Source organism: Rhodococcus sp. OS5, from assembly GCF_056837585.1.
Genome location: NZ_CM166368.1, coordinates 3,053,902 through 3,068,501 on the forward strand (window position 1 = coordinate 3,053,902; position 14,600 = coordinate 3,068,501).

Below are 14,600 nucleotides of genomic sequence, written 5' to 3' on the forward strand. Positions count from 1 at the left end.
CCTCGGGGCCGCATTCGGTTGTGTGGACGGTGGGCGTTACTGCTCGCGCTTGCCCAGATCGATCGCCGGGAAGACCGCGGTATCGGCGTCGGATTCCTCGACGGACATCGCGGCTCCGCTGTATGCGTGCTGCTCGGTGGGGGAGTCGTAGCCCTCGCTGACGGGCACCGGTTCGTGGTGACGCTCGTGGGACGGGGTCTGCGGAGCTGTTCCGTTCTTGCGCTGTTCACGGCTGACGAAGAAGCGTCCGACGGTGATGGCGATCATGGCGGGGACGAAGATGAGAAGGATCGTGAACGCCGCACCGGAGGTCACCTCGAAAAACAAGCCCTGCTGGGTGAGTTCGAGGGAGGGGACCAGGCTGAGTGCCCAGCTGGCAGCGCCGGCGACGAACCCGCCGACCAATGCGGCCTTGAGCCACAGCATGGTCAGATCGGCGCCGTCCTCGGGTTCGGGGAAATTCCGGCGGTCACGAATGCCGTCGATACCACCCCAGATCGCGGCGAAGACGATGACGATCAACAGGGACAGCCAGCGCAGGGTGGACCCCTGAAGTGGCCACTGTGCGATCGCTGCACCGAGCAACGCACGAAACACAACATGTATCAGGGCCATGCCGAGGCCACGTACCAACCACGCATTCATGGGTACAGCCTAACTAGAACCCATTACACCTTGTGGCCTAACCCACACTTATTGCTGTAACCGCGAGTTTCGAGTTGATCGGCAGGTCTGCGCGGGCGGTAGGTTCGAGGGATGCCGGTCGACTTCAGAACACGCCGTGAATCCCTCAGACGCCTCCTCTCGGAGCGCGAACTCGACGCGATTCTCGTCACAGATCTCCTCAACATCAGATACCTCACCGGTTTCACCGGTTCCAATGCGGCGCTCGTCGTCAGTGCATCGGATTCAGCGTCCGACGAGCGTGAGACGGTGATTTGCACCGACGGCCGCTACGTGACGCAGGTGTCAGAGCAGGTGCCGGACCTTCGGGCCGAAATCGCCCGTTCGAGTGCTGCGCACTTGATCGAGAAGTCCACGGCGCCCGTTCTCGCGTTCGAGTCACATGTGGCGACGTTCGCCGAACATCGGGCTTGGACCGAAGCAGCGCCGAAGATCCGGTTCGAACCGGTGAGCGGACTCGTCGAACAATTGCGCATGGTCAAGGACGAGTACGAGGTGGAGTTGTTGCGAGCCGCGTGCACCGCAGCCGATGTCGCGTTGGCGCAGTTGATCGCTCGCGGCGGTCTGCGACCTGGCCGAACGGAACGAGAGGTCGGCCGCGAGCTGGAAAATCTGATGCTCGACAACGGGGCGGACGGTATTTCCTTCGAGACGATCGTGGCGGCCGGCGCCAACTCGGCGATTCCGCATCACCGACCGACCGATGCGATCCTGGCGTCGGGTGACTTCGTGAAACTCGACTTCGGAGCCCAGGTCGGTGGGTACCACTCGGACATGACACGGACCTACGTGCTCGAGTCCGTTTCCGATTGGCAACGGGAGATCTACGAGCTCGTCGCGCGTTCGCAAGCTGCCGGTTGCGACGCGCTCGCGCCGGGTGTCGAATGTGCGGCAGTCGACGCCGTCGCCCGTGCGGTGATCGACGATGCAGGCTACGGCGAGTTGTTCCTGCACGGCCTCGGCCACGGTGTGGGGCTCGAAATCCACGAAGCACCGGGGATCGGCAAGCTCGGCACCGGTACACTTCTTTCCGGCGCGGCGGTGACCGTCGAGCCGGGCGTGTACTTCTCCGGGCGCGGAGGTGTACGGATCGAGGACACGCTCGTTGTTCGTGAGCAGGGGCCAGAGCTGCTCACACTGACCGCAAAAGACCTTACCGTCGTCTGAGACGGTTTCCCGACCCCTAGGAGACGCGAAGCAAGTGGCTTCCACCAGTGATTTCAAGAATGGTCTGGTTCTGCAGATCGAAGGCCAGCTGTGGACGATCATCGAGTTCCAGCACGTCAAGCCCGGCAAGGGCCCTGCCTTCGTGCGCACCAAGCTCAAGAACGTGCTCTCGGGCAAGGTAGTGGACAAGACGTTCAACGCCGGTGTGAAGGTCGAGACCGCCACGGTCGACCGTCGTGACATGACGTACCTGTACCACGACGGCAGCGACTACATCTTCATGGACGGCGACACCTACGACCAGGTGTCGATCAGCGAGTCCACCGTCGGCGACCAGTCGCGTTTCCTGCTCGAGAACATGGCAGTCCAGGTCGCGACCCACGAAGACGTTCCCCTCTTCGTCGAGCTTCCGGTCACCGTCGAGCTCGTCGTCAAGCACACCGATCCGGGCCTGCAGGGCGACCGCTCCACCGGCGGCACCAAGCCTGCGACCCTCGAGACCGGTGCCGAGATCAACGTCCCGCTCTTCATCAACACCGGTGACAAGCTCAAGGTCGATTCTCGTGACGGCAACTACCTCGGGCGTGTGAATTCCTGAGTGTCCGGCACACATAAGAAACTCGGTGCACGCCACAAGGCGCGCAAGCGTGCCGTCGACTTCCTCTTCGAAGCCGAGGCACGTGACCTCGATCCGGTCGCACTGGCGTCGGAGCGTTCCGATCTGTCCGTCAAGGACGACGCGGTAGCACCCGTCGCGGCCTACACCGTCACGTTGGTGTCCGGCGTTGCGGAGAATCTGGACCGGATCGATCAGGTCATCTCCTCGCATCTGCAGGACTGGACGCTCGAGCGTCTGCCCGCCGTCGACCGTGCGATTCTGCGTATCGCCGTGTGGGAGCTCTTCCACGCGACGGACGTTCCCCCGGTTGTCGCCGTGGACGAGGCCGTCGAACTCGCGAAGCAGCTCTCGACGGACGACTCTCCGGGATTCGTCAACGGAATCCTCGGCCAGGTCGTTCTCGTTGCGCCGCAGGTTCGATCGGCTGCGGCCGCGACCTCCCAGCGCGCGCAGGAATCGGATTCGGGTACCGAGTAGCAAGTTTTGTTCCACCACCGCCGTGCGAGTGTCACCGAGCGCGTTGTGTGTCTGCACACAACCGGTCGGAGTCGCTGCTCGCACGGCGGGATCAGGTCTGTCGGCTGATAGGGTGGGGACCGTCAGACATCCTTTAACGATCCGTCCAGTGAGGCGGAGAAGGAGGTCGCTGCATGAGCGTGCCCGAAGGGTCTCGCCCATCCGATCTTGCAGGTCCAGGTAACTCGAAGGCGCCGGTCGGTGCCGAGGCAGGTAGCGAAACCCGCGAATTGTTGTCCGCCCAGGATGTGGGCCGGACCATCGCGCGGATCGCTCACGAGATCATCGAGAAGACCGCACTCGACGGACCCGAGGGAACTGCCCCTCGTGTGGTCCTGATCGGGATCCCGACGCGTGGTACCACCCTCGCCACGCGACTGCGCGCCAAGATCGAAGAATTCTCCGGTGTGCGTCTTCCCATCGGATCTCTCGACATCACCCTCTACCGCGACGATCTCCGGAACAAGCCGCACCGCCCGCTCGAGCGCACGTCCGTCCCCGAGGGTGGCGTCGACAATGCGCTGGTCGTTCTCGTGGACGACGTCCTCTTCTCCGGTCGCACCGTGCGCTCGGCACTTGACGCGTTGCGCGATCTGGGCCGCCCCCGCGCGGTCCAACTCGCAGTGCTCGTGGATCGTGGTCACCGCGAACTCCCGCTGCGCGCCGACTACGTCGGCAAGAACGTCCCGACCGCGAGGTCCGAGGACGTCAAGGTTCTCCTCCAGGAGCACGACGGCAGGGAAGCGGTAGTCATCTCCGGGGGTAAGAGCGCGTGAAGCACCTACTTTCCATCGCGGACCTCGATCGTGAGTCCGCGGTAGAACTTCTCGACGAGGCAGAACGGTTCGAGCAGGCACTTCTGGGACGAGAGGTACGCAAGCTCCCGACGCTGCGCGGACGCACGGTCATGACGGTGTTCTTCGAGAACTCGACGCGCACCCGGGTGTCTTTCGAGGTGGCAGGCAAATGGATGAGTGCCGACGTCATCAATGTCAGCGCATCCAGTTCCTCGGTGTCCAAAGGTGAATCCCTGCGCGATACCGCGATGACCCTGCGCGCGGCCGGTGCCGACGCACTCATCGTGCGCCACCCGGCTTCGGGCGCCGCCCACCAGATCGCAAAGTGGACCGGAGCGGCCGACGACGGTGGCCCGGCAGTCATCAACGCAGGTGACGGCACGCACGAGCACCCCACTCAGGCGCTTCTCGACGCTTTGACCCTTCGCCAGCGTCTCGGCGACATCGAGGGCAAGCGGATCGCCATCGTCGGCGACATCCTGCACAGCCGTGTCGCCCGCTCCAACGCACTGCTGCTCTCGATGCTCGGTGCCGAGGTTGTTCTTGTTGCGCCGCCGACACTGCTGCCGGTCGGTGCGCACACGTGGCCGGTCACGGTCTCGCATTCGCTCGACGCGGAACTGCCCGGACTCGACGCGGTGCTGATGCTGCGGGTTCAGGCCGAACGCATGAACGGTGGCTTCTTCCCGTCGCAGCGCGAGTACTCGATCAACTACGGCCTGTCCGAGAAGCGGCTGGCGATGCTGGCCGATCACGCGGTGGTCCTGCACCCCGGCCCGATGCTGCGCGGCATGGAGATTGCATCCGCCGTTGCCGATTCCTCCAAAACTGCTGTACTGCAACAGGTTACTAACGGCGTACACATGCGCATGGCTGTCTTGTTCCGACTGCTGGTCGGGTCGGAGGACGGTGCGCTGTGACCAGAAACGAGAACGGAGAATCACCCGTGAGTGTCCTGCTCCGCGGAGTCCTGATCTACGGAGAAGGTGAGCCCACCGACGTACTCGTCGGCGACGGCACGATCCTCGAGATCGGCGTGGACCTCGATCCGGCCACGGCATCCGAGGTGATCGATGCCGGCGGGCAGATCCTGCTTCCCGGCTTCGTGGACCTGCACACACATCTGCGTGAGCCCGGCCGCGAAGACACCGAGACCATCGAAACCGGAAGCTCGGCAGCGGCTCTGGGTGGATACACCGCGGTCTTCGCGATGGCCAACACGAGTCCCGTCGCCGATTCGGTGGTCATCACCGATCACGTCTGGCGACGCGGGCAGGAAGTCGGCCTCGTCGACGTCCACCCCGTCGGCGCAGTCACAGCAGGCCTGGAAGGCAAGCAACTCGCCGAGATGGCGACCATGGCCGCAGGCGTCGGCAAGGTCAAGATGTTCTCCGACGACGGCCACTGCGTCTACGACCCACTGATCATGCGTCGCGCGCTCGAATACTCCAGCTCACTGGGCGTCCTGATCGCCCAGCACGCGGAAGAGCCGCGCTTGACCGTCGGTGCGGTCGCCCACGAGGGCCCCACGGCCGCGCGTCTCGGCCTGGCCGGATGGCCGCGCGCAGCCGAAGAATCGATCGTGGCCCGCGACGCACTGCTCGCGCGTGACGCCGGCGCCCGCGTTCACATCTGCCACGCCTCCACCGCCGGAACCGTCGAACTCGTGAAGTGGGCTCGCAGCCAAGGGATTTCGATCACCGCCGAGGTCACCCCGCATCACCTGCTCCTCGACGATTCACGGCTCGAGACGTACGACGCGATCAACAAGGTCAACCCGCCCTTGCGTGAGGCCAGTGATGTTGCCGCGCTGCGCAAGGGTCTGGCCGAGGGAATCATCGACTGCGTCGCGACCGACCATGCTCCGCACGCCGAGCAGGACAAGTGCTGCGAGTTCGCAGCCGCTCGCCCTGGAATGCTCGGCCTCGAGACCGCACTCTCGATCATCGTGCAGACGATGGTCCAGCCCGGCCTGTTGGACTGGCGCGGTGTTGCCCGGGTCATGAGCGAGCGCCCCGCGGCAATCGTGGGCCTCGACGATCAGGGCCGTCCCATCGAGGTGGGGGAGCCCGCGAACCTGACATTGGTCGATCCGTCGGCCGAGTGGACGGTCCACGGTCCCGACCTGGCGAGTGTCGCGCATAACACTCCGTACGAGTCGATGACATTGCCCGCTCGGGTCACGACCACACTGTTACGTGGCCGCATCACCGCACACGACGGGAATGTGCGGCTGCGGAGTAGCGAGGAGTAGCGCGTCATGGACAGAGCACTGTGGATCATCGGTCTGGCGATCTTCTGGGTCGCGATGATCGGCCTGATGTACGTCGGCTGGCGTGGACGCGCTCGACGCCAGAAAGACAAGATCGGCGAACTGCCGACGGTACCGGCAACCCTGGGTGAACTGCTCGTCCTGCCGACCACCGGCCTGTACGTCGGCAGCACCATCGCACCCAGTTGGCAGGACCGTATCGCCGTCGGCGACCTCGGTTTCCGCGCCACCTGCGAGATCAGCCGCTACAGCGGCGGAATTCTGGTCGAGCGTGACGGCGCGTCGGCGATCTGGATTCCGGAGAAGTCGATCCGCGCGATCCGCACGGAGAACGGTCTTGCCGGCAAGGTCATGAGCAAGGACGGCGTCCTGGTGATTCGCTGGGAATTGCCGAGCGGAACCGAGATCGACACGGGCGTGCGCGGTGACGACAAGACGGTTTATCCGGACTGGGTCAAGCCGGTGACTGCTTCGAACAAGACCGCTTCGAACAAGACGAATGACAACGAAGACGCAAGCTCTGGCGACATCGAGCAGAACGGAAAGAACGCATGAGCGGCTTTGACAACAGCCCCGCAGTACTGGTCCTCGAAGACGGACGGGTGTTCCGCGGAACCACCTTCGGTGCGGTTGGACAGACCCTGGGCGAAGCGGTGTTCAGCACCGGAATGACCGGCTACCAGGAAACGCTCACCGATCCCAGCTACCACCGCCAGATCGTCGTCTCCACCGCACCGCAGATCGGCAACACCGGCTGGAACGACGAAGACGACGAGTCGGTCGGACCGACCGGCGAGCGTGCCGGCGCCAAGATCTGGGTTGCCGGGTACGTCGTTCGTGACCCCTCGCGCGTCACCTCGAGCTGGCGTGCAACTGGTTCGCTGCAGGCCAAGCTCGAAGAACAGGGCATCGTCGGAATCGCCGGGATCGACACCCGCGCCCTGGTTCGCCACCTGCGTACTCGCGGTTCGATGAAGGCCGGAATTTTTTCCGGTGAAGCCATCGCCGCCGATGACGAACTGGTCCGACGGGTTCAGGATCAGCCGACCATGCTCGGCGCCGATCTTGCCGGTGAGGTCAGCACCACCAGCGGCTACGTCGTCGAGCCGAAGGGCGGGGAGGCGCTGTACACGGTTGCCGCCATCGACCTCGGTATCAAGACCAACACCCCGCGCATGTTCGCCGAGCGCGGTATTCGCGTCCACGTGTTGCCGTCCAACGCGAGTCTCGAACAGATCCTCGACCTGAAGGCCGACGGAGTGTTCCTCTCCAACGGTCCCGGTGACCCAGCCACCGCCGACGGCGCAGTCCACCTCACGAAAGAGATCATCGGACAGGGCTTGCCGCTGTTCGGTATCTGCTTCGGCAACCAGATCCTGGGCCGCGCCCTGGGCCTGAGCACCTACAAGATGAAGTTCGGCCACCGCGGAATCAACATCCCGGTGATCGAGCATCAGACCGGTCGCATCGCGATCACCGCTCAGAACCACGGCTTCGCGCTCGAAGGCGAAGCCGGTCAGGAATTCGACACCCCGTTCGGCCGCGCGGTGGTCAGCCACACCTGCGCCAACGACGGAGCCGTCGAAGGTGTTCGCCTGCTGGACGATTCGGCCTTCTCGGTGCAGTACCACCCCGAGGCGGCAGCCGGCCCGCACGACGCCGCGTACCTCTTCGACCGCTTCACCAGCCTGCTCTCCGCACGGAAAGAAACCGGAGTCAAGAACTAATGCCACGCCGTACAGATCTCAAGCACATCCTGGTAATCGGCTCCGGTCCGATCGTCATCGGTCAGGCCTGCGAGTTCGACTACTCGGGCACCCAGGCCTGCCGCGTCCTCCAGGAGGAGGGCCTGCGCGTCAGCCTGGTCAACTCCAACCCGGCCACCATCATGACGGACCCCGAGTTCGCCGACGCCACGTACGTCGAGCCGATCACGGCCGAGTTCCTCGAGAAGGTCATCGCCAAGGAAGCCTTGCAGGGCAACAAGATCGACGCCGTCCTCGCGACGCTCGGCGGTCAGACTGCGCTCAACGCCGCAGTGGCGCTGCATGAGCAGGGCATCCTCGAGAAGTACGACGTCGAACTGATCGGCGCCGACTTCGACGCCATCCAGCGCGGCGAGGATCGCCAGAAGTTCAAGGACATCGTCGCCAAGGTCGGTGGCGAATCCGCGAAGTCCGCAGTTTGCTACACGATGGACGAAGTACACGCCACGGTCGCCGAACTCGGTTACCCGGTTGTCGTGCGTCCGTCCTTCACCATGGGCGGCCTCGGTTCCGGCATGGCGTACGACGTCGACGATCTCAACCGCATCGCCGGTGGCGGTCTGGCCGCGTCGCCGACGGCGAACGTCCTGATCGAGGAATCCATCCTCGGTTGGAAGGAATACGAACTCGAGCTCATGCGTGACAGTCGCGACAACGTCGTGATCGTCTGCTCCATCGAGAACGTCGACCCGGTCGGTGTCCACACCGGAGACTCGGTCACCGTCGCCCCGGCGATGACGCTGACCGACCGCGAGTACCAGGCGATGCGCGACCTTTCCATCGACATTCTGCGTGAGGTGGGCGTCGACACCGGCGGCTGCAACATCCAGTTCGCGATGGACCCGAAGGACGGCCGCCTGGTCGTCATCGAGATGAACCCGCGTGTCTCCCGCTCGTCGGCTCTGGCGTCGAAGGCGACCGGTTACCCGATCGCGAAGATGGCGGCCAAGCTTGCCATCGGCTACACGCTCGACGAGATCGTCAACGACATCACCAAGGAAACCCCGGCTTGCTTCGAGCCGACGCTCGACTACGTCGTCGTCAAGGCTCCGCGGTTCGCTTTCGAGAAGTTCCCCGGTGCCGACGGAACTCTGACCACCACGATGAAGTCGGTGGGCGAGGCCATGAGCATCGGCCGCAACTTCACCGAGGCTTTCGGCAAGGTCATGCGTTCGCTCGAGACCAAGCGTGCGGGTTACTGGACCGGCGCCGACATCGAGACGGAGAGCCTGGATGCACTGCTCGCCGATCTGAGCGTTCCGCAGGACGGCCGCATGTACGGCATCGAGAAGGCATTCGCGCTCGGCGCAACTGTCGAGCAGCTCTTCGACGCCACCAAGATCGATCCGTGGTTCCTCGACCAGTTCCAGCAGATTCACGAGCTCGGTGAAAAGCTGCGCGCTGCAGAGTCTTTCGACGAGGCTTCCCTGCGTCAGGCCAAGTACCACGGCATCTCGGACCGCCAGATCGCGGCTCTGCGCCCCGAGCTCGGTGGTGACACGCACGCAGGTGAGGACGCCGTTCGCGCTCTGCGTGATCAGCTGGGCGTGCGCCCCGTCTACAAGACCGTCGACACCTGCGCCGCAGAGTTCGAGGCCAAGACGCCGTACCACTACTCGACCTACGAGCTCGATCCCGAGGCCGAGTCCGAAGTTGCTCCGCAGACCGAGCGACCCAAGGTTCTGATCCTCGGATCCGGCCCCAACCGCATCGGTCAGGGCATCGAGTTCGACTACTCGTGTGTCCACGCGGCGCAGACGCTGTCCGAGGCCGGGTACGAGACCGTCATGGTCAACTGCAACCCCGAGACCGTCTCCACGGACTACGACACCGCTGATCGCCTGTACTTCGAGCCGCTGACGTTCGAGGACGTCTTCGAGGTCTACCGCGCGGAGGCGCAGTCGGGCACCGTTGCCGGCGTCATCGTCCAGCTCGGCGGCCAGACCCCGCTCGGACTGGCGAAGCGTCTCGAAGCTGCCGGCGTCCCCATCGTGGGAACCAGCCCCGCAGCCATCGACCTGGCGGAGGACCGCGGCGAATTCGGCCGCGTGCTCACCGAAGCCGGTCTGCCCGCACCGAAGTTCGGTACCGCCACCACGTTCGACGGCGCCCGCGAGATCGCAGCAGGCATCGGCTACCCGGTGCTGGTGCGTCCGTCGTACGTGCTCGGTGGCCGCGGCATGGAGATCGTCTACGACGAGGCTTCCCTCGCCGACTACATCTCGCGCGCCACGGAGATCTCCGACGATCGTCCGGTCCTGGTCGACCGCTTCCTCGAAGACGCAGTCGAGATCGACGTCGACGCTCTGTGCGACGGCACCGAGGTGTACCTCGGCGGCGTCATGGAGCACATCGAGGAAGCCGGCATTCACTCCGGTGACTCGGCGTGTGCGCTCCCGCCCATCACTCTGGGCCGGGCGGATCTCGAGAACGTCCGCCGCTCCACCGAGGCTCTCGCAAAGGGCATCGGCGTCAAGGGCCTGCTCAACGTCCAGTACGCCCTCAAGGACGACATCCTCTACGTGCTGGAAGCAAATCCCCGCGCCAGCCGCACGGTTCCGTTCGTGTCCAAGGCGACGGCCGTCCAGCTGGCCAAGGCATGCGCCCGCGTCATGCTCGGCGAATCCATCGCGGAACTGCGTGCGAGCGGCATTCTGCCGGCGAAGGGCGACGGCGGAAACACCCCGGCCGGTGCACCGATCGCGGTCAAGGAAGCTGTGTTGCCGTTCAACCGCTTCCGCCGCGCCGACGGTACCGGCGTGGATACCTTGCTCAGCCCGGAAATGAAGTCCACCGGTGAAGTCATGGGAATCGACTTCGACTTCGGTACGGCTTTTGCCAAGTCGCAGACTGCCGCCTACGGTTCGTTGCCCACCACGGGCGCGGTGTTCGTCTCGGTCGCCAACAAGGACAAGCGTTCGCTGATCTTCCCGGTCAAGCGCCTGGCAGACCTCGGATTCACCATTCTTGCCACCGAAGGAACCGCAGATGTTTTGCGGCGCAACGGTATCGAGTGCAAGCAGGTGTACAAGCAGTCGGGTGAAGATGTTCCGGCCGGTGCCGAGACCATCGTCGACCAGATCCGCAGCGGCGAGGTCGCCATGGTCATCAACACGCCGTACGGCAACAACGGCCCGCGTGTCGACGGCTACGAGATCCGAAGCGCAGCGGTTGCGTCGAACATCCCGTGCATCACGACGGTGCAGGGCGCCTCGGCTGCCGTGCAGGGCATCGAAGCAGCCATTCGCGGCGACATCGGAGTTCACTCCCTGCAGGAATTGCACGCAGGTCTTCGTCAGCCGGCACAGCAGTCGTGAGTCACAGTTGGGGGCATCGTCTCCGGTCCGCGATCGCGGACCGGGGGCGGCTGTGCGTCGGTATCGACCCGCATCCCGCGCTTCTCGACGCGTGGGGACTGCCGCGTACGGCCGAAGGTCTCGAGACTTTCGCCGAGATCTGCGTCGAGGCGTTCACCGGTGAGGTCGGACTGGTCAAACCGCAGGTTGCGTTCTTCGAGGCTTACGGCAGCGCCGGCTTCGCCGTGTTGGAGCGAACCATCTCGGTTCTTCGCGATGCGGGAACGCTGGTCGTCGCGGATGCCAAGCGCGGTGACATCGGTTCGACGATGGACGCGTACGCGCAAGCCTGGTTGGGTGATTCGCCGTTGGCCTCCGACTCGGTCACCGTTTCGCCGTACCTGGGATTCGGGGCGCTGACTCCGACACTCGAACTGGCAAGGCAGAACGCACGCGGGATCTTCGTCCTGGCACGAACCTCCAATCCGGAAGGCGGCGTACTTCAACAGTCGTCGGCTGACGGTGTGAGCGTGGCTCAGTCGATCGTCGACGCTGCGGTCGATGCGAACGGCGACGGCCGTGACACCGTCGGACTGGTGGTCGGTGCAACTCGGGACCACGGTCTGGACCTGTCGCAGTTCAACGGCCCGATTCTCGCTCCGGGACTCGGCGCGCAGGGTGCGACGGCAGCGGATCTCGCAGACATCTTCGCGGGATCGACCGAGCTCCTGCTGCCGAACACTTCCCGTGGGGTGCTCAAGCATGGTCCTTCGGTATCGGCACTTCGGGAGGCAGCAATGCGTGACCGAGACGAGATCGAAGCCGCATTGGCGAACTGATCCGTGAGTGACCTCGAGGCTCGTTCGAGCGGTGGAACCCGGTGGTACCGTCCGTCGGTGAATCGTTGGTGGCAGATCGGACTTCTCGTCGCGGCGTGCGCGCTGCTGGCCACCGGGTTCCAATCCGTCACCGGCGTACACGGCGACGATCTCGCCGTGTACCGGACGGCGGGTCAGGCCGTCCTCGACGGCTCGAACCTGTACGACGAGTCGTTCAACGCGAGACTGCCGTTCACGTATCCGCCCTTCGCTGCGCTCGTCGCCGTTCCAGTCGCCCTGGGTTCCTGGGGTGCGGTCCAGTGGGGATGGAGTTTCGTCAGCCTCCTGATGCTGGCCGCGATCATCGTGCTCAGCTATCGCGAAGTCCCGTTCACACGTAAGCGGCCAGTCGTCGTCTACGTGGGTTTCCTGGTCGTGTGGACGGCGGCATCGCCGATCTCCGATCACCTCGGGTACGGCCAGGTCGGGTTGCTTCTGACTCTCCTGTGCTTGATCGACGTGCTGGCTCGACCACGGTGGATTCCCGAGGGTGTGCTGGTGGGGATCGCCGGCGCGGTCAAACTGGTGCCACTCGTCTACATCGGTTACTACGTGATCACCGGGCGCTGGAAAGCAGTTGCGGGCGGCCTCGCCGGCTTCCTCGGCGCCACGGCTCTGGGCTTTGCGGTTCTCCCGCGCCAGACGATCGACTACTTCGGCGACATCGCCTCACTCTCGGGGCGCGTCGCCGTCGGTGACCCGTCCGTGTTCGGTAACCAGTCCGTGCGTGGAATGGCCTTGCGGCTACTTCCCGAGGGCCTGGTGGGTCCGGCATGGCTCGTCGCCTGTGCGGTGTTGGGTGTCCTCGGAATTGTCGCGACGCGGCGCGCTCAGCGCCTGCGGGGCGATCTCGCCGGTTTCACGGTGGTGGCTCTGCTGGCGGCAATCGTGACTCCCATTGCCTGGACGCACCACTTCGTGTGGTTGGTGCCGGCGGTGGGTGTACTCCTCGTTCCGATCAAGTCGGGCGTGGGGGAGGGCACTCGATCGGTCCCTGTGTGGTCCTGGATCGCGATCGGTCTCACCGCTGTCGTAGTGCTGTTTCGGCTTCCTCGAGTCGGCGCGGACATGGATATCCCGGTAGTCGGCTTCGTGCTGGAGAATTCATTGCTCTGGGCGAGCCTCGCGGTAGTGCTCGCTCTGGCCGCCCCCGGCGTGAGTCGCATCGAACCCGAGACGGTCGACGCCGGCGATCCGAAATCGTCGCTGCAGACCTGAAAACGGGCCGCGACACGCGCATAGGCGTCGAAAATGCTCGAAAATTTTGGATGTGTCGGCGACCACGTTCATTCCCGCAGGTAACGATTTCGCACACTCGCACGGGGGTGTCGCACGCTATGGGTCGAAATACATTGTGTTACAGTCTATTTCGGTACTGTACGCACGTTCGTGTGGCGTCGAATTCGTCTCGATCCAGCCGAAAACGGTGACGATCCGTGACATCGATTCGACGCGCATAACCCACCGCGATCTGCATCGGACCGCGGGGGGTGGGTTAGCAATTCGCGCCAGGCGTGAGTACGGTCGCTATCGCTGCTGGTTATCAGCGGAATAGACAAAATTTGCACACGACGAGACGGAGGAACCGTGGCCCTTCCCCAGTTGACTGATGAGCAGCGCGCTGCTGCTTTGGAGAAGGCAGCTGCTGCCCGCAAGGCCAGGGCTGAGCTCAAGGAGCGCCTGAAGCGTGGCGGCACCGACCTCAAGCAGGTCCTCAAGGACGCCGAAGACAACGAAATCTTGGGCAAGATGAAGGTTTCGGCACTGCTCGAGGCGCTGCCCAAGGTGGGCAAGGTCAAGGCTCAGGAGATCATGACCGAGCTGGAGATTGCACCGACCCGTCGCCTTCGTGGCCTCGGTGATCGGCAGCGCAAGGCTCTGCTCACCAAGTTTGACTTCGAGGCCTGAGCCGACAAGTGATGATTGCTGACGCGGCAGTGTCTGATGATTGCTGACGCAACAGTGTCAGAGAGCAAGACCGCAGTGCGGAGGGGTCGGCTGGTTGTACTGGCCGGCCCTTCGGCTGTCGGTAAGTCCAGCGTCGTTCGCGAGCTGAGAACTCGGTTGCCTGAACTCGTTTTCAGTGTTTCGGCGACCACTCGCGATCCCCGTCCAGGTGAAGTGGACGGCAAGGACTACCGATTCACCTCCCGTGAAGAATTTCAACGGATGATCGACTCCGGTGAACTTCTCGAATGGGCGGAAATCCACGGCGGCCTGCAGCGCTCCGGCACCCCCGCAGCTCCGGTCGAAGAAGCGCTCGAAGCTGGAAAGCCCGTTCTCGTCGAGGTCGATCTCGCCGGAGCACGAGCTGTCCGCAAGGCGATGCCCGAGGCTCTGTTGGTGTTCATGGCTCCACCGAGCTGGGACGTTCTGGTGCAACGGCTGACCGGACGTGGAACCGAAACGGAAGACGTCGTGGCGCGCCGACTCGAGACGGCCCGAGTGGAATTGGCCGCACAGGACGAGTTCGACACGGTCATCGTGAACGAGGATGTAAGCCGTGCTTGCGATGAGTTGGTATCCTTGTTGGTTGGGAACTGATTCCGCACCCTTCGGGAACCGATTTCCACCCCGTTTCTCAGATATCCGGATCGATAAAACT

14 protein-coding genes are annotated in these 14,600 nt (G+C 64.1%); 13 read left to right on the forward strand and 1 reads right to left on the reverse strand.

Annotation, left to right across the window (positions count from 1 at the left end; genetic code table 11):
- Positions 1–36 precede the first annotated feature (36 nt).
- The gene (locus ACVZUB_RS14460; protein WP_019748369.1) at positions 37–645 is read right to left on the reverse strand and encodes a B-4DMT family transporter; all 609 of its coding nucleotides are present in this window, start codon (positions 643–645) and stop codon (positions 37–39) included.
- Between the two features lie 111 nt (positions 646–756).
- Between ACVZUB_RS14460 and ACVZUB_RS14465 the strand changes: the two genes are divergently transcribed.
- The 13 genes from ACVZUB_RS14465 (at position 757) to gmk (ending at position 14,539) form a co-directional block, all read left to right on the forward strand.
- The gene (locus tag ACVZUB_RS14465; protein WP_003944812.1) at positions 757–1,851 is read left to right on the forward strand and encodes a M24 family metallopeptidase; all 1,095 of its coding nucleotides are present in this window, start codon (positions 757–759) and stop codon (positions 1,849–1,851) included.
- Between the two features lie 34 nt (positions 1,852–1,885).
- The gene (gene efp, locus ACVZUB_RS14470; RefSeq protein ID WP_003944958.1) at positions 1,886–2,449 is read left to right on the forward strand and encodes an elongation factor P; all 564 of its coding nucleotides are present in this window, start codon (positions 1,886–1,888) and stop codon (positions 2,447–2,449) included.
- Positions 2,450–2,947 (forward strand): transcription antitermination factor NusB, encoded by a 498-nt coding sequence (gene nusB / locus ACVZUB_RS14475; RefSeq protein ID WP_007728014.1) that lies wholly within the window; start codon positions 2,450–2,452, stop codon positions 2,945–2,947. It begins immediately after the preceding gene.
- Between the two features lie 173 nt (positions 2,948–3,120).
- A complete protein-coding gene (gene pyrR, locus ACVZUB_RS14480) occupies positions 3,121–3,762 on the forward strand; it encodes a bifunctional pyr operon transcriptional regulator/uracil phosphoribosyltransferase PyrR (protein ID WP_003944977.1) in 642 nt (213 codons plus the stop codon).
- Positions 3,759–4,703, forward strand: a complete 945-nt coding sequence (locus tag ACVZUB_RS14485) for an aspartate carbamoyltransferase catalytic subunit (RefSeq protein ID WP_003944883.1) — start codon at positions 3,759–3,761, stop codon at positions 4,701–4,703. Before pyrR ends, ACVZUB_RS14485 begins: the two co-directional genes overlap by 4 nt.
- 26 nt (positions 4,704–4,729) lie before the next feature.
- Positions 4,730–6,037: a dihydroorotase gene (locus ACVZUB_RS14490; protein ID WP_003944990.1), complete on the forward strand. Its 1,308-nt coding sequence runs from the start codon at positions 4,730–4,732 to the stop codon at positions 6,035–6,037.
- 6 nt (positions 6,038–6,043) lie between these two features.
- Complete coding sequence (locus ACVZUB_RS14495; protein WP_003944773.1) at positions 6,044–6,610, forward strand: PH-like domain-containing protein; 567 nt, start codon at positions 6,044–6,046, stop codon at positions 6,608–6,610.
- Positions 6,607–7,782: a glutamine-hydrolyzing carbamoyl-phosphate synthase small subunit gene (gene carA / locus ACVZUB_RS14500; protein WP_482628511.1), complete on the forward strand. Its 1,176-nt coding sequence runs from the start codon at positions 6,607–6,609 to the stop codon at positions 7,780–7,782. Before ACVZUB_RS14495 ends, carA begins: the two co-directional genes overlap by 4 nt.
- The gene (gene carB / locus ACVZUB_RS14505; protein WP_003945010.1) at positions 7,782–11,138 is read left to right on the forward strand and encodes a carbamoyl-phosphate synthase large subunit; all 3,357 of its coding nucleotides are present in this window, start codon (positions 7,782–7,784) and stop codon (positions 11,136–11,138) included. Before carA ends, carB begins: the two co-directional genes overlap by 1 nt.
- Positions 11,135–11,956 carry an orotidine-5'-phosphate decarboxylase gene (gene pyrF / locus ACVZUB_RS14510; protein WP_208689539.1) on the forward strand — a complete coding sequence of 274 codons (822 nt, stop codon included), beginning with the start codon at positions 11,135–11,137 and terminating at the stop codon, positions 11,954–11,956. The genes carB and pyrF overlap by 4 nt, the downstream gene beginning before the upstream one ends.
- 57 nt (positions 11,957–12,013) lie before the next feature.
- Positions 12,014–13,213: a glycosyltransferase 87 family protein gene (locus tag ACVZUB_RS14515; protein ID WP_482628512.1), complete on the forward strand. Its 1,200-nt coding sequence runs from the start codon at positions 12,014–12,016 to the stop codon at positions 13,211–13,213.
- Between the two features lie 369 nt (positions 13,214–13,582).
- Positions 13,583–13,903 (forward strand): integration host factor, actinobacterial type, encoded by a 321-nt coding sequence (gene mihF / locus ACVZUB_RS14520; protein WP_003944825.1) that lies wholly within the window; start codon positions 13,583–13,585, stop codon positions 13,901–13,903.
- Between the two features lie 36 nt (positions 13,904–13,939).
- Positions 13,940–14,539: a guanylate kinase gene (gmk, locus tag ACVZUB_RS14525; RefSeq protein ID WP_003944801.1), complete on the forward strand. Its 600-nt coding sequence runs from the start codon at positions 13,940–13,942 to the stop codon at positions 14,537–14,539.
- The last annotated feature ends 61 nt before the right edge of the window (positions 14,540–14,600 follow it).